Below are 19,098 nucleotides of genomic sequence, written 5' to 3'. Positions count from 1 at the left end.
TTACCCGCTTTATGCAGACGGTGCTCAACCGCTTGATATTGCACCGATACCCAGGCATGTTGACTGATAATCAGAGAATTCTGGCCAGACGCTCGGAATTTTTTTTCAGTCTCATAGACAGACGGGAGATCCCCCACTTAACCAGCTTAAGCGCCAGCTGCGGATAATCTGTTTCCAGTTTCTCAAACGCTTCGGTCGATAGAAACAGCAACCTGGAGTCCGTCACCGCAACCAGGGTCGAACTGCGCATCCAACCTTGCAAAAGGCCTCCTTCACCCACTGGAGCACCCGGGTCAAGAAGGGCGACCACCTGTATCCTGTCGCCAAAGCCTGTTGGTTTCTGCACCGCGATCCTCCCCTCGACCAGAACATACATCCCTTCCGCCGGCTCATCCATGGTAAAGAGGGTGCTGCCGCCGCGACAGAAAATCTCCTCCATCTCGCCGGTCATTATCTCCCTGTCCCGCTCGCTCAAAAAAGCCAGCCCCCGGGACAGGGACGATTCTTTATGCCTTTGCCTGTTCATTTCACTGACCCGTCTCAAGAAAAGATCTGTTCTTTTCTTCAATTATTTTCACCAGGCCGGTGAATTTTTCGGTTCTCAGTATGGACTTGAACTGCTCCCGGTAATTCCGGACCAGACTTACCCCCTCGATATTTATATCATAGACCATCCATTTCGCACCATCGAGCTGCATGATATAATGGATCGGTATCTGCATATCATGATCGACGAGCATGGTCGACACCTGCGCCCTTTTCCCTTTTATCATTTCACCGGAGAACTCCACTTTCTGTCCTGAATACCCTTCCAGCTTTCCTACGTAGACATTTTCCAGGAGCTTGGTCATCAACGCGGTGAAATGGACCCGCTCCTCACTTGAGATATCCCGCCAGGTCTGTCCCAGAACCCGTTTTGACATTTCGGTAAAATCAAATCCCCGCTTTATCTCAGACATGATCTTGGTGCGCCGCTTGGCGGTATTGGCAACCCCCTTGAGATCTTTGTCGGCCAGGACCTGCATCAGGTCGTCAAGCACCGGTTTGAGATCGTTGGTCGGTCCGCTGGAATAGGCAGACCCACCGCCTACAAGCACACAGCCGACCAGGAATAATCCGAACACAACAGCTCTGAATAGCTTTTTCATCTCTCATTTATTAGTAAAAATTAAACTGCACCCACCGGCAATACCGGCGCGCCAGATGTTGTTACTGAGCGCTGCCAAAAGCGAATTTGGAGATCAGCGATTCAATATCCAGCGACGACTCGGTCTCCACTATCACTCCGCCGGGATCGATGTTTTCCTCGTCCCCTCCCAGACTCAGCTGGATATACTTATCGCCGATAATCCCCTGGGACTTCACCGAAGCGATCGAATCCGTCGGCACCTTGACACCGTTTTCCAGCCGTAGCGCCAGAATGGCAACCTCCCGGTCACCAAGCCGCACATCCGCCACATCCCCGACAACAACGCCCGCCACCTGCACCGAAGCACCTTTTTTAACCCCGGCGACATTGTCAAACTCCGCACGGATAATGTAACTGTCGTTATTTTTCAGAAACGGCACCTCTCCCAGCTGCAGCGCAAGATAAACAAATGCGGCAAACCCGAGAAGCATGAACACCCCCACCGACATCTCCAGAGTTTTTTTTGTCATTTTTCCTCCAGCTGACTCTGATAGATTTTCCCCATCGTCATTTCCACAAACTCCTGTACATGGGGTTTTTCCGACCACTGAATTTCTTCAGGGCTGTCAAATACATCCATAACTCCTCTGTTTAGTATAATCACCTGATCGGCGAGGTTGAATACTTTCGGAATATCATGACTTACAATAACGGACGTAAAGCCAAACTCCGCCTGTGTATCGGCAAAAAGATGGTAAATTTCCCGGGTCATGACCGGGTCAAGTCCCGTTGTCGGCTCATCAAAAAGCATAATGGAAGGATGCAGCTGCATCGCTCTTGCAAGACCAACCCTCTTCTTCATCCCCCCGCTCAATTGGGCCGGGTACTTTGCTTCATGGCCCTCCAGCTCAAACTGGGCAAGGCTGTTGTTCACTTGTTCATAGATTTCATCTTCGCTTTTCTTCGTCCTTTCCCGCAGAGGCAATGCAACATTTTCAAATACCGTCAGGGAATCAAACAGCGCTGACCCCTGGAACAGGACCCCGAATTGGGTCCGCAGCATCTCAAGCGACCGGCCGCGCAACCCTCCGATCTCCCTGCCATGTACAAAAACCTCTCCGGAATCAACGGACATCAGGCGAAGAATAATTTTCAGGGTAACAGACTTACCCTGACCGCTTCCCCCGGCAATAACCGTGGTCTTGCCCGTGGGGATGGCAAAATCGACACCGTCAAGAACACGCTGCACCGTCCCGTCTTTTCTGGAAAAACTTTTATGCACGTTTTTAAATTCTATTGCAGCCGTCGTCATCAGAGAAGCACCGCGGTAAGAAGATAGTCAAAAACAAGTACCGAAATGGAAGAGAGCACCACCGCCTGAGTGGTAACCCGGCTCACACTTTCAGCGCCAAATCCGGCCCCTCTTATCTGTTGTACGAAATAGCCCCTTCCGCAGCTGATCCAGACCACTAACAGGGCAAAAAAACAGGACTTGACCGTACCGAGCCAGATGTCATGATTGGTAACACTGGTTTTCATTCCGTCTATATAGCTTCCCGGACTCACATCCATCAGCCCTACCCCCGCAACGTAGCCTCCGGCTATGCCGATCACATCAAACAGTGCAGTAAGCAATGGAATGGAAATTATCGTCGCCATGAATTTAGGGGAGATCAGATAACGAAACGGGTCAACAGCCATGCAGTCCAGCGCGTCTATCTGCTCTGATATTCGCATAATGCCCAACTCTGCACACATCGCCGACCCCGCCCTTCCGGCAACCATCAACGCTGTCAACACCGGCCCGAGCTCCATAATAAGGGTCAACGACACCGCAGACCCCAGCATGCCCTCAGCGCCGAATTTATTCAACGAATAGTACCCCTGAAGCCCGAGCACCATACCGGTCGAAATCGCCGTAAAAAAAATCACCGCAAGAGATCCGACCCCAATAAACCTTAACTGCCGGAGCAGTTCCCGGAACCTGAACGGACGGCGAAAGATCCCCATCAGGGCCTGCAGCAGAAACAGGGTCATCCGTCCCAGATCAGTGAGAACGTACAGCCCGGTGTTACCCAACTTTGCAAGAAAATCAGTTATCATATTTCTTATCTTAAGTGATTTCAGAACGGTCGGAACCGATCTTTCGGTTTAACCGGCGCGACATGCGAACATTCAGGCCGTCAGGGTAGAATATATCCAACCGGTCGAGATGTCAATGGTAGGAAATCCTTTATGGTTACAGCAAGATAATCAAAACAAGACCACCTGCACCCCAGACCATTCATAACAAACACACAGATCATCCCTTTCTCGGGTCAAAGGTCTCGCGCAACGCTTCTCCTATGAAAATCAGTAAAACAAGCATTCCGACCAGCACCCCGAACGCCGACAGCGAGAGCCACCACGCCTCGATGTTCGATTTTCCCTGAGCGAGCAGCTCACCTAGACTTGGCGTTGACGGAGGTACCCCCAGCCCCAAGAAGTCAAGACTGGTAAGAGCCAGGATCGAGGCGGAAACGCGAAAAGGCAGAAAGGTTACCACAGGGGTAAGCCCGTTGGGCAGAATATGGTTGACCATTATCGTAATATTGCCGACCCCAAGCGCACGGGCCGCTTTAACATAATCGAGATTTCTGCTCTTTAAAAACTCGGCCCGCACATAATCGGACAACCCCATCCAGGAAAAAAGAGACAACAGCACGAGCAGCAGCAGGAAACCGGGCTTGAATATCGACGCAAAAATTATCAGCAGGTAAAGTTCCGGCATCGCTCCCCAGATCTCAATAAACCTCTGAAGCACCAGGTCGATTTTGCCCCCGAAGTACCCCTGGATGGCGCCGGCGACCACACCGATCAGGGTTCCGGTAAATGTCAGTGCCAGCCCGAACAGCACGCTGAGGCGAAATCCGTAGATGATCCGGGCAAGCACATCCCGGCCCCTGTCGTCGGTTCCCAGAAAATTATCGCCGGTCGGCGGCGACGGCAACGGACCATCTATTTCCAGGTTGATGGAGTTATAGCTGTGTCTGTTTGGGGGAAAGATCACGTAGTTGTCCCCTTGCTCCAATTTTTCAAGGATATAAGGATCCCGATAATCGGTCTCTGTTGCAAAATCCCCACCAAAGGTGGTCTCCGGATAAAACCTGAAGAGAGGGACATAATAGTGCTGGTCGTAGTGGACAACAAGGGGTTTGTCGTTGCTTATAAACTCAGCAAACATACTTACGCCAAACAGGCAGAAAAAAATAACAAGGCTGTACAGCCCGCGCTTGTTGCGCTTGAATCGCTGCCAGCTTCGGAAACGGGGCCCTCTGCCTGCACCCCGAGGTTCATGCTGTTTTTCGACCACCCTATTCATCGATTGCCTCAAAGCTTATGCGAGGATCGACGACGACATAGCTGAGATCCGAGAGCAGCCGTGAAATCAATCCTATTATAGTAAAAAAATAGAGCGTACCCAAAACCACCGGATAGTCGCGGTCAAGGACCGACCGATAGGCCAGCAGTCCCATACCGTCAAGTGAAAAGATAGTCTCTATCAGCAGGCTGCCGGTGAAAAAAGATGCGATAAAATACCCGGGAAACCCGGTGATAATCGGAATAATCCCGTTTCTGAAGACATGCTTGTACAGCACCTTCCCCTCCCCAAGACCCTTCGCTCGTGCGGTTATCACGTATTGCTTTCTGATTTCCTCAAGAAACGAATTCTTGGTCAACATGGTCATCACCGCGAGGCTCCCCACCGCAGACGCGGTAATCGGCATCACCATGTGCCACAAATAGTCGAGGACCTTCATCGTAACGGACAGCTCGGACCAGTTTTCCGAAACGAGGCCCCGCAACGGAAAAACCGACCAGAAGCTGCCTCCGCCGAAAAGAACTATCAACAACACCCCAAGAACAAATCCGGGGATGGCGTAGCCGATCAGAATTACCGTGGAGCTCACCAGATCAAACCTTGATCCGTGCCGTATCGCCTTCTTGATTCCCAGGGGAATGCATACGCCATACACCACGACAAAACTCCACAGCCCCAGCGACATCGAAACCGGCATTTTACTGATCACCAGATCGACGACACTCCGATGATAATAGTACGAGCTGCCGAAATCAAAGATGAGATATTTCTTCATCATCTGCACAAACCGCACAACCGGAGGCTGGTCAAACCCGTATAGTTTTTTTAACTGCTCTATTTTTTCCCGGTCAAGGCCCGATCCTCCCTGATAAAGCGTCGGCCCGGATGCGACCTCGGCCCCCGCCCGGCCCACTCCCTGCAATTGCGAGATCATCTTCTCAACAGGTCCGCCTGGAACAAACTGCGTGATACAGAAAGTGATCAGCATCACCCCAAACAACGTGGGGACCATCAGTAAAATTCTCTTCAGCAGATAAAAACCCATAATTCATGCCCCTTACCGTAACAAAAAAGACCCTACTGTTGCCAGTTATCCGACATAAGGCACACCCCGCCGCACCAAGCGGTTCCGCACAGGAAAACCGGGGAGCCACCGATACCGCACCAGCGAGTTACAGCCAGCCTTAACGCCTGCCCAGGAAATAAAACAGCAGAAGAACGACCCTTGTCATTAATGTGGCTTTATGTCTTGCCAACGCTGTGGTACTGTTACCTGCACAACGTATGCTGCCGCCGAGAACACAATGAGTGTGTCCAGAAAACAGCGCTTATTCAGGAACAGTACCGGCAGCGCTTGCCGCAGTTACTATACAACAGCTATCATATTTTACCTTTATTTTAAGCACGAACAACACTCGACCTCAAGCTTATGGAAAGACCTGACACGATAATTACAGACAAAAATGACCTGCAGCTGTTAATGGACCAGGCCCACAAAGTCGATGCCGTCGCCATGGACACCGAGTTTGTCTGGGAGCGCACCTACTACCCCCAGCTCGGCCTGATCCAGATTGCTCTCTCCGATGAGCAATGCTATATTATAGACCCTCTCGCCATCAAAGATCTGACCCCCCTTGGCGAACTGCTGTCCAATCGCTCGGTAATCAAAATTTTCCACGATGCCCCCCAGGACCTGGCGATCCTTGAGCAGGCCACCGGTGCTGTACCGCAAAACATCTTCGACACAAGGCTTGCAGCAGGTTTCTGCAATCTGCCGGCAACCCTTTCCCTGTGCAAGCTGATCAAAGAACTGCTGGACATCACGATCCTAAAAGACGAGACCAGGACCAACTGGCTTAAAAGACCCCTTACCGAAAACCAGATTCGCTACGCCCTGGACGATGTACGCTACCTGCGGGCAACCAGGGTTGTCCTGCTTAACCGCATAATCGGACCGAAAATCCGCTCCTGGCTCCAAGAGGAGCTGAACAACCTTAACAATCCGGCGAACTACAACGGGACATCCACCACCGATCGGTACCGTAAACTGCGCGGCAGCAATAATCTCAACGCGCAGGAACTTGCCATTGCCAAGAACCTGACAATCTGGCGGGAAGGGGTCGCCCGGAAAAACAACAGGCCGCGGGGGTTTATCGTCAAGGATACCTTACTTGTCGAAATCGCCAGGAGCAAGCCAACATCCGTTCAGGAACTTGCAGAGAAAACCTCCATATCCGCAAGGGCAGTAAAGCAGTTCGGCGAGGTTGTCACGGCCATAGTCGACACGACCCTGGCACAGGACAACTCCACCTACCCGCAACCCAAGCGGGCGATCCGGCTGAGCAAAAGCGACAAGGAAAGCCTTGAGAGGCTCAACAACCTCATTGATTTAAAATGTCAATTGCTGGGCATCGCGCCGTCACTGCTGGGAAACAGCAATGAGCTCAAACGTCTGATCAAGACTTTGCGCGGCAAGAAATCGTTCGAGTTCAAGCAACTCAAACAGACGGCGGGTTGGCGGAAAAATTTTCTCGAAGATTTTTTCCGGCAAAATCAGTAAAATTACAACAGCACACAGAGGTGGCTGGATAGAGATGCAACAACGATCAAGAAGTGATCAGGCCTTAACCCGGATAGGAAAAAAATGAACAGAATCCACTTTTTTATTGCGCCGCTGCTTTTTCTCCTGCTGATCACCCCGCCAGCCATCAAAGCGGCGGAGCAGAGCAACTACAAAGGTTGGGAGAGGGAATCCGAATACAACCAGATGTATGATTACAAGGAACGTGATTCCCTCAAGGGTTCGATAACAAAATTCAAAAAAATAGTGCCGCTGCCGGGAATGGCACCGGGGACTGCTTTCATTATCAAGGAGGGCGACGACGAGATTTTGGTACACCTTTGCCCCTGGGAGTTCGCGTCCCCAAAACAGAGCGGCATCCAGACCGGAGTAAAAACAAAAGTAAAAGGCAGCTGGGCGGTCATAGACGACCAGGATGTCTTTATAGCGGCAAAGGTGAAACAGGGAGAACATTTCGAATTCAAGGTTCGACTCACCAGAGACGGAACGCCATTCTGGACGATGAGCCCAGAAGAACTGGCCCGGGAGCAACAACCTGAGTAGCCCGAACATCTGGTGCATTCAGCAGCCAGGACACCGATACTGGTGCAGCGGCTGACATGACATGGCCGGTCGGTTGCCGGTTGGGCGGGAGGGCAATTTACAAAAATTACCCTCCCACACCGGTCAGGAAGGCAGCTGATCAATATACCACTGCATAGGGTCGATCATTTCAAACCCCAACCCCTGAAGTCTTTTCTTTACAGTTATCACGTTATTGGTCAGCAGATACGGGAAAACTGCACGCTTACCCTTCTCCCAGTATCTGGCTACCAGTACGCTGCCAAGGGAAATGTTCTCCTCGGTTATTACATCCACGATCTTTTTCATCTGCCCCGGTTTGTTTTCCACAACTATACAGAGCAGACTCCCCGGTTCGTCGATATTGAGAACATTGACAAAAGCCTTCAGCAGATCCCTTGTGGACATGATCCCCTGCAGCGTCCCCTCGTCATTGACAACAGGGAACGCGCCCACTTTTTTCTTCTGCATCAGCAACAGGGTGTCCTGGATGGTGTAGTAGGGGAAAATGCGCAGGAGATCCACGGTCATGATATCGGATACCGTATTGTTGCCGATCTTTTCGAGACTGTTTTTGTAGTCTTGGGGTTCAAGCAACCTGGACGGCATGGCATCACGCATGTCCCTGTCAGAAACAAGGCCGAGAAGCTGTCCGGCATCATCGACCACCGGCAGGTGACGGATATTCTTTTCGATCATCAGCTGTCTTGCTTCGAGGATTTTCATTTCCGGCCCGACCGTTACCAGCCCGGTCGCCATCCTTTCCTTTACAAACATAGCACCTCCCTCGACTCACTTTTTATAAGTTGTATAAAAAACCAAAATCGGCGACACCGTCTATCTTCGAAGTCCGGCCAGGGTTCGGATATGATTTTCAACCAACACCGGCAATACCTCAAGATTATACCCCCCCTCAAGCACCGACACCACTTTGCCGTCGGTAAATCTGTTAGCCAGGTTCATCATGAGGTTGGAAATAAAATCGTAGCCGTCTGCCGTAAGCATCGTCCCGGACATGAGATCCGTTTCATGGGCATCAAACCCTGCTGAAATCAGGATAAATTCCGGGTTGAATTTTTTCATTGCCGGGACAAGATCCTGGGTCAGCAGCTTGCAATAGTCGTTATCCCCCCTGCCGGGAAGCACCGGGGAGTTAACGGTAAAACCTTTGCCTTTCCCGGTGCCTGTCTCAAACTCCCTGCCGGTACCGGGATAGGCAAACGAAGGATGTTCGTGGATCGAATAGTAGAGGACCGACGGGTCGCTGTCAAAGGTGTGCTGCGTCCCATTACCGTGATGCACGTCAAAATCGATGACGGCAACCCTCTCTATCCCATACTCCTGCTGAACATAACGAGCAGCTATTGCCACATTGTTGAAATAACAGAAGCCCATAGGCTTATCGAGCTCTGCATGATGCCCCGGAGGACGCACCGCGCAGAAAGCGTTATCGATTGTCCCGTCCATAATACGGTCAACCGCCTTAAGCACCCCGCCGACTGCCAAAAATGCAGTCTCGTACGTATCCCGACATATGGCGTTATCGGGGTGGTCAAATTCCGTCAGACCGTACATGCACGATTCTTCAAATTTCATTATGTAGTGAATGTTGTGAACCTGCTCTATCCACCGCTGATTTGCCTTCTCGGCGCCAATGACAACAAGCTTCTCGATTATCCCGGTTTCAACCAGATGTTTATAGATCACCCTGATCCGGTCAGCACACTCGGGATGATACAATCCGGTATCGTGCAGTAAAAACCTCTCGTCGTATACCAATCCTGTCCTGTTCATACCCCAGTCTCGTTGTTTTATATATCTTCATTTACGTGGATCACCACCCTGCCTCTCTGCTCTCCGTGGAGAATACGATCTATCTCTCCACTCAATCGGTCCAGTCCGACCTCCCTTGCAAGCTCTTGCAAACGGTCAATTTTCCAGTCGCCTGCCAACCTGTTCCAGATGGAGACCCGGTGATCCATCGGGCAGTTCTGGGTGTCAATCCCCACCAGAGAGACTCCCCGAAGAATAAAAGGATAAACGTTGATCGCCAGTTCGGCGGAGGCCACATTGCCGCAACAGGTCACAACCCCGTTCGTCCCGGTCGACTTCAGTGCAGACGCGAGAATCTCCCCTCCCACCGTGTCGACAACCCCTGCCCACAGAGCTTTACCAATAGGCTTGTCGCTACCCGCCAGGGCCTCCTGCCTGCTTATGATACCGGCTGCCCCCAGGTTTGTCAAAAAACCGGCAGCGTCCTTCTTCCCTGTAACCGCGACTACCCGGTAATTCAGCTTCGCCAGCAGGGCAACGGCAATCGAGCCGACACCGCCGCTTGCTCCGGTAACGAGGACGTCGCCGTCTTCCGGCTTTACCGTTTTAACAAGAGCATATACCGACATCGCCGCTGCAAGACCCGCGGTGCCGTAAACCATGCTGTCCCGCAGGCTGAGACCATCCGGGAGCGAAACGACCCAGTCACCCGGTACTCTTATATACTCCCCGAACCCTCCGGCGGTGTTCATTCCCAGGTCATAGCTGGTGACAATGACCCTATCGCCTTGTTTAAACCGGTCCAACCGGCTCGACTCCACAACCCCTGCGCAGTCGATGCCCGGGGTGTGGGGAAAATTCCTGGTAACACCCCTGTTGCCGGTTGCCGAAAGTGCGTCCTTGTAATTGAGTGAAGAGTATGCCACCCTGATCAGCACATCACCTTCTGGCAGTTGTCTCAATGTTCTGTATTGTATGGATCTTCGATAGCTGTTTTCACCGGTCTGCTCGACAACCATCGCCCGAAATTTTACAGTTTCCATGATATTCCTCCTGAACTTTTCGGCACCTGTTCCATGTGATGGGAAAATCCAATAAAGCATTATAACACGTAATTATAACCGGATCGCCCGATATTTAACGCGAGCTATCACCACCACAGAGTGCGGCAGGTTTGCCAGCAACAAAAAATTGTTATGATAATCTTGCCTCCCGCACTCTCACCAGAACATTTTCTCATCAGTTTTTTAAACAAAATAATTTATACTTTTCTCAATTTCCCTTGACAAATAATCGGCCAATACATTAACTACGTTATGTAACGTTGTTACACATCGGCCCAAAACACAATAACTATTTTTTATTTTGTTCTTATTTTTTAGTGCATATCTAGAACATTACGGCGATCAGCAGAACAAAAACAACAATACTAAAATAAATAAAAATTGTCTTTTTATCGGCGAGATATGGTATCTTTGAACGGCATTGCGATCCTGGTCTCTGATATTTTTCACTGCCAGACAGATAAAGTAACAACGTTAGACGGATGACCACGTCAACGAAACAGCACGAACAAAGAAAGCGGTGTTTTTTCAACCCGCCGCACCATCGATAGCGAGCCAAAAAACAAGAACAGGAGAGTGGAACAGGCGCGGACCATCGGTCCAGCCATAAAATTAGAGCAGGTGGCATCGGCCGAACCACCCTGGCAATACTGAAGCATCAGCCGGATACAAGACTATCAAGGAGCTCAAGACATGTCTCTGGATAACAGCGAATCCCTGCGGCAGGAAAAAGAAAAAATCGGTCAGGGAGGAGCGGGAGGAATCGAACAGCAGCGCACCACAGGCAAGATGACCCTTGAGCCAGAGTCGGCGGTCAAGGGTTGCGACCAGCTTGATTGCCGGATCTTTTCCCCATATTCCCGGTATTTCGCCACCACCGGCCCCTCTGAAATAACCGACGCACCAATTCACATCGTTAAAAACGGCAAATTCCTCCAATACCAGCCCCATCTCGCTGCAAACCCGGCAACAGGGCCTGCAAGAATAAAGGGAAAAGCTGCACAACAGCAAATACTGGAAGGACACTGTGCCAAATTCGCAACTCCACACAAAGGGGCCGAACACGGTTTCGTGAATGACGTCGCAGCCCCCCCGCACAACCCGCCAGAGAATCACCGACGCTTGCAACATGCCGAAAGGCAAACGGGCAAAACGTCCGGCAAAAAACACGGCAACCTGTCATTATAACAAGAGGACACCGCTATGACAGCAACAGAACTTCTGGCTCAATTCGCCAACCCTTCAATTGTCAAAGGGCTTGCTTTCTCTGATAAGATGACAGCAAGTGTTATCACCACTATCCTGGGGATGGGAATAACCTTTGCGGCACTGATCATTCTGCTCTTCATCATCTCCTGGACAAACAGAATCCTTCACCCGAAAAGAGCTGTCACCACCTCCGTCAAGAAATTCGACCAGGTCGCACCAGCAGCCCCGGAAGAACCAGAGCGCCCCGAGACCGACGACCTGGAGCTGGTGGCGGCGATAACAGCCTCCCTGGCCCTGGTCCTGAAGGTGCCGCCATCCGGCATCGTTATAAAAAACATCCAACGCGTCGAACACGATACCCCAGCCTGGAACAGGGCTGGCCTTGTGGAACAGATGAACAACAGATTGTAGTCGACAACCGAAAGGACACCGAAGATGAAAATATTCAGAGTAGTGGTAAACGGCAGCGAATACAGAGTAGAGATTGAAGAGTTACAGCAAACCAGCACCAGTGGTCCTGCGACATCAGCCCCCAATCCTGCCCCCCGCCCGACCGCACCAGTCCAGCCAGCACGGCAAGCGCCTGCAAAACCCGCACCTGCAAGCACACCCGCGCCGGCGGGAGATGGCGCCATCAACGCCCCCATGCCGGGTACAGTCTTACGGGTAATGGTAAAACTCGGAGAAAAGGTTACCAAAGGCCAGACCCTCCTGGTTCTTGAAGCCATGAAGATGGAGAACGAAATCCAGGCTCCCGGGGATGGGACCGTAGCAGAAATCAATGTCTCTGAAGGCGCGTCTGTTAACGCCGGCCAGAGCCTGGTTGTGGTATCATCTTAACAGGAGACCGATCATGCTGGAAGCCTTACTGGAATTTTCCAAATCTACTGGATTTTACGGCATAACTGCAGGTACTGTTGCAATGCTGGCAGTAGCTTGTGTTCTACTTTACCTGGCAATAGTGAAAAAATTCGAACCCCTGCTGCTGGTCCCCATCGCTTTCGGGGTACTGCTCACCAACCTCCCCTTTGCCGGGTTGATGGCGGAACCCGTACTGGAAATAAAGGACAACATCGTACATACGGTAGAACCCGGAGGACTGCTCTACTACCTGTTCCAGGGAGACCATCTTGGCATCTTTCCGCCCCTTATCTTCATGGGCGTTGGGGCCATGACCGACTTCGGCCCCCTGATTGCCAACCCCAAATCCCTCCTTCTCGGAGCCGCCGCCCAGTTCGGCATTTTCATCACCTTTATCGGGGCGATCAGCTCGGGACTGTTTACCGCCCAGGAAGCAGCCTCCATCGGCATCATCGGCGGCGCTGACGGCCCCACGGCAATTTTTCTCTCTTCAAAGCTTGCCCCTCACCTTCTGGGACCAATCGCTATCTCCGCCTATTCCTACATGGCCCTGGTACCGATAATCCAGCCGCCCATCATGCGGCTTTTCACCTCCAAAAAGGAACGGGTCATCAGGATGACCCAGTTGCGAGAGGTGAGCCAGAAAGAGAAAATCTTTTTCCCGATCATCGTTACCGTCGTGGTTTCGCTCATGGTACCGCCAGCGGCGACACTGATCGGCATGCTGATGCTCGGCAACCTCTTCAGGGAATGCGGCGTAGTCGGTCGGCTTGAAGATACGGCAAAAAACGCGCTGATCAACATTATCACCATATTCCTCGGAGTAACTGTCGGCGCCACCGCCACCTCGGAACAGTTCTTGAAAATTGAAACCCTTGCAATCCTCGCTCTCGGCGTTACCGCTTTTGCGATCGGCACCGCGTCAGGAATTCTGTTGGCCAAACTGATGAATAAACTGTTCAATCTCAACATCAACCCTCTCATAGGCTCGGCCGGAGTCTCGGCGGTACCGATGGCCGCCAGGGTTTCACAGGTTGTAGGGCAAAAAGAAGATCCCGGCAATTTTCTGCTGATGCACGCCATGGGACCCAACGTAGCCGGAGTCATCGGCTCTGCGATTTCGGCCGGGGTACTGCTTTCCCTTTTCGGCGGCTGACAGCAGCCTGCCCGTAGCCTGAAATCATTGATCGGCTGTTTTACACCTGTGGACCCGGATCTAATTGGCCGCTCGTTTACAACGGAGGTACAACAACCGTTTTATGCAACCGAAATTCTTCCTTGGCAAACGCGAGTCTATTGCGATTTTTCTTGAAAAATCAACGATAATAATTTAGAAAGAGAGGAGTAACAATGTTACACAACTACTCTCGCAGCACCAGGGCAGCTGGGTCCCCAGACACCGGCAAGCAGAGTTGCATTGAGAAAACTGACACAAACAACCATTTTTTCGCAGCCTGCCGACTCGGCGCTGCAAACAAATAAATAAAACAACACTCCCAACCTATATGATATCCCATGGCTGACCAACTCAGTGGTGACATTCATAAGCGACTCGAAAATGCCGTGCTGGAGATTTTTTCAAACTCCGATTTCCACCGTGCTTCAATTCGCGACATTGCGCACAAGGCAGGGGTCAGCTTCACGACCATCTATAAACACTACGGTTCCAAGGAGCAGCTCGTCTTCGCCTTCGTTGATATCTGGATGGGCAAATTGACCGATCGCATCGTAGATCACCTGCAGGGCATTGAAAACCTCAAGGAAAAACTGCGAAAAGTTTTCTGGTTGCAGCTGGACTACTATGAGCGGCACGAAGGGCTCGGGAAAATAGTTTTCATGACACTGCCGATGAAAACCTGGATGGCCGATTCAACTTTTGACCAGCCGCGGATGATGAGCCTGATGATCGATGTATTGAGGCAGGGACAGGATGAGGGCATCCTTAACCCCTACGTTAGGGCAGGCACGCTGCTTGATTTTCTGATGGGCTTTGTGCAGAGGAGTTTTTTCATGTGGATACTGAGAGGCAAAAAAGGTTCTCTCACCGCGCAGGCGAACATAATGTTTGAAATGGTTTGGCAGGGAATGGCCAACCCCGACAATTTTGGTCCCAAATCCACTTCGTAAAAAATCGATGGCACCAACGCCCAACAACAAATCTGATTTTGGAGGAACAATATGGAGATTCTCAAGATAGACCATTTGGGTATAGCGGTTAACTCAATCGATGACGGCAAGACCTTCTGGAGCGATATCCTCGGCCTGAAATTCGAAGGTGCGGAAACCGTAGATACCCAGAAAGTTACGACCGCATTTTTCCCGGTAGGTGAAAGTGAAGTCGAGCTGCTCGAATCGACATCCCCTGACGGACCTGTGGCCAAGTTCATCGAAAAGAAGGGACCGGGGTTTCAGCACGTGGCGTTCCGGGTTGCCGACATTGAGGCGGCCCTTGAGGAGTTGAAGGAAAAAGGCATCCAGCTCATCGACCAGAAACCGAGGATTGGCGCAGGAGGAGCCAAGATTGCCTTTCTCCACCCCAAAGCCACCGGCGGCGTCCTGGTCGAGCTCTGCCAGCGTGACTAAGCGCAACTCTTTAGAGTCAATCTCTACAGACCGGTCAACCAGTCATTACCACCTGTTGATTCAACTCTCCTGGTGGTGGGAAATGTACAGAAACAGCTAACAAGGAGTAGAAGATGTCAGAACATCCGAATTTATCAAAGTGGACAGAACTGGCCGAGAAACAGATGAAAGGCAAATCCCTTGAAACCCTTGACTGGACGACCCCGGAAGGGATCAAGGTAAAACCGCTTTATACAGCCGAAGACCTTGAGGATATGGAGTCGGTCAACACCCTGCCGGGAATGGAACCCTACGTTCGCGGCCCCATGGCTACCATGTATGCCGGACGTCCCTGGACCATTCGACAATACGCTGGATTTTCTACGGCCAAGGAATCAAACGCGTTCTACCACAAAGCGCTTGCGGCTGGTCAGAAAGGGCTCTCGGTAGCTTTTGACCTGGCAACCCACAGAGGATACGATTCCGACCATCCGCGAGTCGCGGGCGATATCGGCAAGGCGGGGGTCGCCATCGACTCCGTAGAGGATATGAAAATACTCTTTGACGGTATACCGCTTGACCAGATGTCGGTTTCAATGACCATGAATGGCGCAGTTATTCCAATCCTGGCAGGATATATCGTTGCCGCAGAGGAGCAGGGGGTAAAGCATGAGCAGTTGAGCGGCACCATCCAAAACGATATTCTCAAGGAGTATCTTACCCGGAACACCTATATTTATCCGCCGGAACCTTCAATGCGGATCATTTCCGACATCATGTCGTTTTGTTCCAGCAATATGCCGAGGTACAACACCATTTCAATCAGCGGCTACCATATGATGGAGGCGGGCGCCAACAGTGTGCTGCAAACCGCGTTCACCATCGCCGACGGCATAGAATATGTCAAGGCTGCCCTCAAGAGCGGTATGGACATCGACACCTTTGCCCCCCGGCTGTCGTTTTTCTTCGGGATCGGCATGAACTTCTTCATGGACATCGCCATGTTAAGAGCCGCCAGATTCCTCTGGCACCGGGCAATGTCCGGCTTCAATCCGAAAAATCCCAAGTCGTCAATGCTGCGCACTCACTGCCAGACCTCCGGATGGTCCCTCACCGAACAGGATCCGTACAACAATGTCATCAGGACGACGATGGAGGCCCTTTCGGCAGTACTTGGCGGAACCCAGTCACTGCATACCAACTCCTTTGACGAAGCTATCGGGCTTCCGACCGACTTTTCCGCACGGATCGCCCGAAACACCCAGATAATTATCCAGGATGAGTCCAACATCACCAAGGTCATAGACCCGCTCGGTGGTTCTTACTACCTCGAATCCCTGACCAGCGCCATCATCGACGAAGCCCAGAAGATAATCGACGAGATCGAAGAGCTGGGCGGGATGGCCAAAGCGATCGAAAGCGGCATGCCGAAGATGCGCATTGAGGAATCTGCGGCCAGAAAGCAGGCGAGAATCGACCAGGGGCTCGATGTTATTGTCGGCGTTAACAAGTACCAGCTCGCCAACGAGAAAATCGATTTTGAAATCCGCGAAGTTCCGGCGTCCGTGCGTGATGAACAGATTGCCCGGATCAAAGAGATAAAATCGACCAGAGACCAGGCTGCTGTTGATAAGGCTCTTGCCGATCTGAGAACTGCGGCCGAAGGCGGCGGCAACCTTCTTGAAGCTGCACTGCCGGCGGTGCGGGCACGAGCCACCGTTGGAGAAATTTCAGATGCCATGGAGGCGGTGTTCGGACGGTTTGTTGCAACCACAAGGTGTATCTCCGGTGCCTACTCGTCGGAATTTGTGGCAGACACCCGGGCCATAGACAACATCAAGAACCGCACCAACGCGTTTTTTGACAAACAGGGCCGGCGCCCACGGATGCTCGTGACCAAAATGGGGCAGGACGGCCATGACCGCGGCTTTAAGGTGGTTGCCAGCGCTTATGCCGACCTGGGGTTTGACGTTGACATCAGCCCGATGTTCCAGACTCCTGCAGAAGCTGCCAAGATGGCTATTGAGAACGATGTTCACGTGGTGGGAGCCTCCAGTCTTGCCGCCGGCCATAAATCACTGATCCCCGAGCTTATCAATGAGCTGAAGAAAATAGGCGGTGAAGACATAATCGTCGTCGCAGGAGGCGTCATCCCGCCGATGGATTACGATTTCCTTTACGAAGCCGGAGTGAAAGCGGTCTTCGGTCCCGGAACGCCAATCCCCGATTCCGCCGACAAAACGCTTAGGTTGCTCGAGGAAAAATACCTGAGTTAAGCTTTTCCCGTCCTGTGCGGTGGCACGGCGGTTTCGGTGGTTTTACTCGCTTCTCCACTGAAACCGCCGTGTTTTTCTGCGCATCACTCATTCTACGGCAAGGTACATCACCACAGACCGACATGTTAAAATCTGCAGAAGTATACGTTGACGGAGTTAAAAACGGAAACCGGCTGATGCTCGCCAGGACCATCACGTTAATTGAAAGTGCTCTTCCCGCCCATCAGGAACTGGCCAGGGAAATCGTCGACAGATTGCTTCCCGAAACCGGCAAGGGCGTGAGATTGGGTATAACCGGGGTACCCGGTGCCGGAAAGAGCACGTTTATCGAAAGTTTCGGTACCATGTTGACCGGACTTGGACACAAAGTTGCGGTACTTGCCATAGATCCCAGCTCCAGCAGGAGCGGAGGTTCTATCCTCGGCGATAAGACCCGTATGGAAAAACTTGCCATCAATCCCGACGCCTTCATAAGGCCGTCGCCTTCCGGCGGTACCCTCGGAGGAGTCGGCCGAAAAACAAGGGAAACCATGTTGGTTTGTGAAGCAGCCGGTTATGATGTTGTAATAATTGAAACGGTGGGAGTGGGTCAGTCTGAAACCACAGTGGCGTCGATGGTCGATTTTTTCCTGGTACTGATGATTGCCGGAGCCGGTGACGAGCTCCAGGGAATAAAGAAGGGCGTGCTTGAGGTAGCCGACACCATCGTTATCAATAAGGCTGACGGTGACAACATACAGCGTGCGGAAATAGCAAGAAAAGAATACGAAACCGCCCTGCACATGCTGATGCCGGCCTCGCCCAACTGGTCGCCCAGGGTTCTTACTTGCAGCTCCACTCAATCAACCGGCATCGACACCATCTGGAACACAGTGCTCGATCATCGCAACAAATTAACACAGTGCGGTGAAATGGCGTTCAAGAGAAAGGAGCAGGCCCTGGAATGGATGAGTTTTCTTCTCGATGAAGGGTTACGCGCCTGGTTCTACAATAACCCGGAGATAAAAAAGCTGCTTCCAACCCTCAAACATGATGTCGAGAACAGGAACACCTCTCCAACTGCGGCGGCGGACCTGCTGTTGAAAATCCTGACGCAATAGGCAGGGCAGGGTTTTCAATCAAGGTCTTCTGCGACCAGCGTTTAACATATGGTGCTCCCAAAGGGGGAAGATCAGCCTTTATACCACCCGGAATAGATGAGATAGTTATTGGCGATCCGCTCGATTTCACCGGAAATCAGCTCCTCGCTGATAACTTTTACCTTTTTCGCCGGAACCCCTGCATAAATGGACCCGCCTTCAACCACGGTCCCCTGGGTAACCACAGCTCCAGCCGCTATGATGGTGTTGGACTCTACCACACAATCATCCATGACAATCGATCCCATCCCTATAAGAACATTGTCTTTTATGGTACATCCGTGAACAATAGCATTGTGCCCAACCGATACATTGTTACCAAGGTTGGCCGGATATTTTTTGTAGGTGCAGTGCACTACGGCGCCATCCTGAATATTCACCTTGTTCCCCAGCCGTATATAGTTCACATCCCCGCGCAGGACGGCATTGTACCAGATCGAACAGTAGTCCCCGATCACCACATCACCTACCAGCACCGAATTTTCCGCGAGAAAGCAATCCTTTCCTATCTGCGGGACGACCCCGTTGAGTTCCTTGATAATCACACCATCCTCTCGTTAAAAAAGAACAGGGAGCTGACTG

General features: G+C 51.7%; 21 protein-coding genes. 10 read left to right on the top strand and 11 right to left on the bottom strand.

The window, feature by feature from the left end; all coding sequences use genetic code 11:
• Positions 1 to 70 precede the first annotated feature (70 nt).
• The 7 genes from BLQ17_RS05450 to BLQ17_RS05420 all read right to left on the bottom strand — a co-directional run bounded on the left by BLQ17_RS05450 (position 71) and on the right by BLQ17_RS05420 (position 5,535).
• Positions 71 to 526, bottom strand: a complete 456-nt coding sequence (locus BLQ17_RS05450) for a cyclic nucleotide-binding domain-containing protein (RefSeq protein WP_092220594.1) — start codon at positions 524 to 526, stop codon at positions 71 to 73.
• A 1-nt stretch (position 527) separates the two neighbouring features.
• A complete protein-coding gene (locus BLQ17_RS05445; protein WP_092220592.1) occupies positions 528 to 1,148 on the bottom strand; it encodes an MlaC/ttg2D family ABC transporter substrate-binding protein in 621 nt (206 codons plus the stop codon).
• Between the two features lie 61 nt (positions 1,149 to 1,209).
• The gene (gene mlaD, locus BLQ17_RS05440) at positions 1,210 to 1,659 is read right to left on the bottom strand and encodes an outer membrane lipid asymmetry maintenance protein MlaD (RefSeq protein ID WP_092220591.1); all 450 of its coding nucleotides are present in this window, start codon (positions 1,657 to 1,659) and stop codon (positions 1,210 to 1,212) included.
• Entirely contained in the window at positions 1,656 to 2,441 is a 786-nt protein-coding gene (locus tag BLQ17_RS05435; RefSeq protein WP_092220589.1) for an ABC transporter ATP-binding protein, read from the bottom strand. Before BLQ17_RS05435 ends, mlaD begins: the two co-directional genes overlap by 4 nt.
• Positions 2,441 to 3,232: an MlaE family ABC transporter permease gene (locus tag BLQ17_RS05430; protein ID WP_092220588.1), complete on the bottom strand. Its 792-nt coding sequence runs from the start codon at positions 3,230 to 3,232 to the stop codon at positions 2,441 to 2,443. Before BLQ17_RS05430 ends, BLQ17_RS05435 begins: the two co-directional genes overlap by 1 nt.
• A gap of 199 nt (positions 3,233 to 3,431) precedes the next feature.
• The gene (locus tag BLQ17_RS05425) at positions 3,432 to 4,490 is read right to left on the bottom strand and encodes an ABC transporter permease (protein ID WP_092220586.1); all 1,059 of its coding nucleotides are present in this window, start codon (positions 4,488 to 4,490) and stop codon (positions 3,432 to 3,434) included.
• Entirely contained in the window at positions 4,483 to 5,535 is a 1,053-nt protein-coding gene (locus tag BLQ17_RS05420) for a microcin C ABC transporter permease YejB (RefSeq protein ID WP_092220584.1), read from the bottom strand. The genes BLQ17_RS05425 and BLQ17_RS05420 overlap by 8 nt, the downstream gene beginning before the upstream one ends.
• Positions 5,536 to 5,919: 384 nt before the next feature.
• Here BLQ17_RS05420 and rnd point away from each other — a divergent pair, with 384 nt between their 5' ends.
• Positions 5,920 to 7,050 (top strand): ribonuclease D, encoded by a 1,131-nt coding sequence (gene rnd / locus BLQ17_RS05415; protein ID WP_092220582.1) that lies wholly within the window; start codon positions 5,920 to 5,922, stop codon positions 7,048 to 7,050.
• A gap of 84 nt (positions 7,051 to 7,134) precedes the next feature.
• Positions 7,135 to 7,614, top strand: coding sequence for a MamS/MamX family magnetosome protein (locus BLQ17_RS05410; RefSeq protein WP_092220580.1), 480 nt, complete (start codon positions 7,135 to 7,137; stop codon positions 7,612 to 7,614).
• Between the two features lie 123 nt (positions 7,615 to 7,737).
• On the opposite strand, the gene BLQ17_RS05405 is transcribed toward BLQ17_RS05410, so the two are convergent.
• From BLQ17_RS05405 to BLQ17_RS05395, 3 genes are read right to left on the bottom strand one after another with little or no spacing between them, the layout of a single operon-like run.
• A complete protein-coding gene (locus tag BLQ17_RS05405) occupies positions 7,738 to 8,409 on the bottom strand; it encodes a CBS and ACT domain-containing protein (RefSeq protein WP_092220579.1) in 672 nt (223 codons plus the stop codon).
• Between the two features lie 60 nt (positions 8,410 to 8,469).
• Entirely contained in the window at positions 8,470 to 9,426 is a 957-nt protein-coding gene (locus BLQ17_RS05400) for a histone deacetylase family protein (RefSeq protein WP_092220577.1), read from the bottom strand.
• A 17-nt stretch (positions 9,427 to 9,443) separates the two neighbouring features.
• Positions 9,444 to 10,448 (bottom strand): YhdH/YhfP family quinone oxidoreductase, encoded by a 1,005-nt coding sequence (locus BLQ17_RS05395; protein WP_092220575.1) that lies wholly within the window; start codon positions 10,446 to 10,448, stop codon positions 9,444 to 9,446.
• A 714-nt stretch (positions 10,449 to 11,162) separates the two neighbouring features.
• Between BLQ17_RS05395 and BLQ17_RS05390 the strand changes: the two genes are divergently transcribed.
• The 8 genes from BLQ17_RS05390 to meaB all read left to right on the top strand — a co-directional run bounded on the left by BLQ17_RS05390 (position 11,163) and on the right by meaB (position 18,477).
• Positions 11,163 to 11,657, top strand: a complete 495-nt coding sequence (locus BLQ17_RS05390) for a hypothetical protein (protein ID WP_092220573.1) — start codon at positions 11,163 to 11,165, stop codon at positions 11,655 to 11,657.
• Between the two features lie 15 nt (positions 11,658 to 11,672).
• A complete protein-coding gene (locus BLQ17_RS05385; RefSeq protein WP_092220571.1) occupies positions 11,673 to 12,089 on the top strand; it encodes an OadG family protein in 417 nt (138 codons plus the stop codon).
• Positions 12,090 to 12,113: 24 nt separating this feature from the next.
• Positions 12,114 to 12,518 carry a biotin/lipoyl-containing protein gene (locus BLQ17_RS05380; RefSeq protein WP_092220569.1) on the top strand — a complete coding sequence of 135 codons (405 nt, stop codon included), beginning with the start codon at positions 12,114 to 12,116 and terminating at the stop codon, positions 12,516 to 12,518.
• A 13-nt stretch (positions 12,519 to 12,531) separates the two neighbouring features.
• Positions 12,532 to 13,695 (top strand): sodium ion-translocating decarboxylase subunit beta, encoded by a 1,164-nt coding sequence (locus tag BLQ17_RS05375; protein ID WP_092220567.1) that lies wholly within the window; start codon positions 12,532 to 12,534, stop codon positions 13,693 to 13,695.
• Positions 13,696 to 14,054: 359 nt separating this feature from the next.
• Positions 14,055 to 14,666 (top strand): TetR/AcrR family transcriptional regulator, encoded by a 612-nt coding sequence (locus BLQ17_RS05370; protein ID WP_092220565.1) that lies wholly within the window; start codon positions 14,055 to 14,057, stop codon positions 14,664 to 14,666.
• Between the two features lie 51 nt (positions 14,667 to 14,717).
• A complete protein-coding gene (mce, locus tag BLQ17_RS05365; protein ID WP_092220563.1) occupies positions 14,718 to 15,122 on the top strand; it encodes a methylmalonyl-CoA epimerase in 405 nt (134 codons plus the stop codon).
• A 113-nt stretch (positions 15,123 to 15,235) separates the two neighbouring features.
• Entirely contained in the window at positions 15,236 to 17,377 is a 2,142-nt protein-coding gene (scpA, locus tag BLQ17_RS05360) for a methylmalonyl-CoA mutase (protein WP_092220561.1), read from the top strand.
• Positions 17,378 to 17,499: 122 nt separating this feature from the next.
• Complete coding sequence (gene meaB, locus BLQ17_RS05355) at positions 17,500 to 18,477, top strand: methylmalonyl Co-A mutase-associated GTPase MeaB (RefSeq protein ID WP_092220560.1); 978 nt, start codon at positions 17,500 to 17,502, stop codon at positions 18,475 to 18,477.
• Positions 18,478 to 18,548: 71 nt separating this feature from the next.
• Here meaB and BLQ17_RS05350 read toward each other — a convergent pair whose 3' ends face one another.
• Positions 18,549 to 19,061 carry a gamma carbonic anhydrase family protein gene (locus BLQ17_RS05350; protein ID WP_092220558.1) on the bottom strand — a complete coding sequence of 171 codons (513 nt, stop codon included), beginning with the start codon at positions 19,059 to 19,061 and terminating at the stop codon, positions 18,549 to 18,551.
• Positions 19,062 to 19,098: the final 37 nt, after the last annotated feature.

The sequence above is a fragment of the Desulforhopalus singaporensis genome (assembly GCF_900104445.1).
In the GTDB taxonomy this organism is placed as follows: domain Bacteria; phylum Desulfobacterota; class Desulfobulbia; order Desulfobulbales; family Desulfocapsaceae; genus Desulforhopalus_A; species Desulforhopalus_A singaporensis.
The sequence above is the reverse complement of the archived record's forward strand: the minus strand, read 5'-3'. Positions and strand labels throughout refer to the sequence as shown.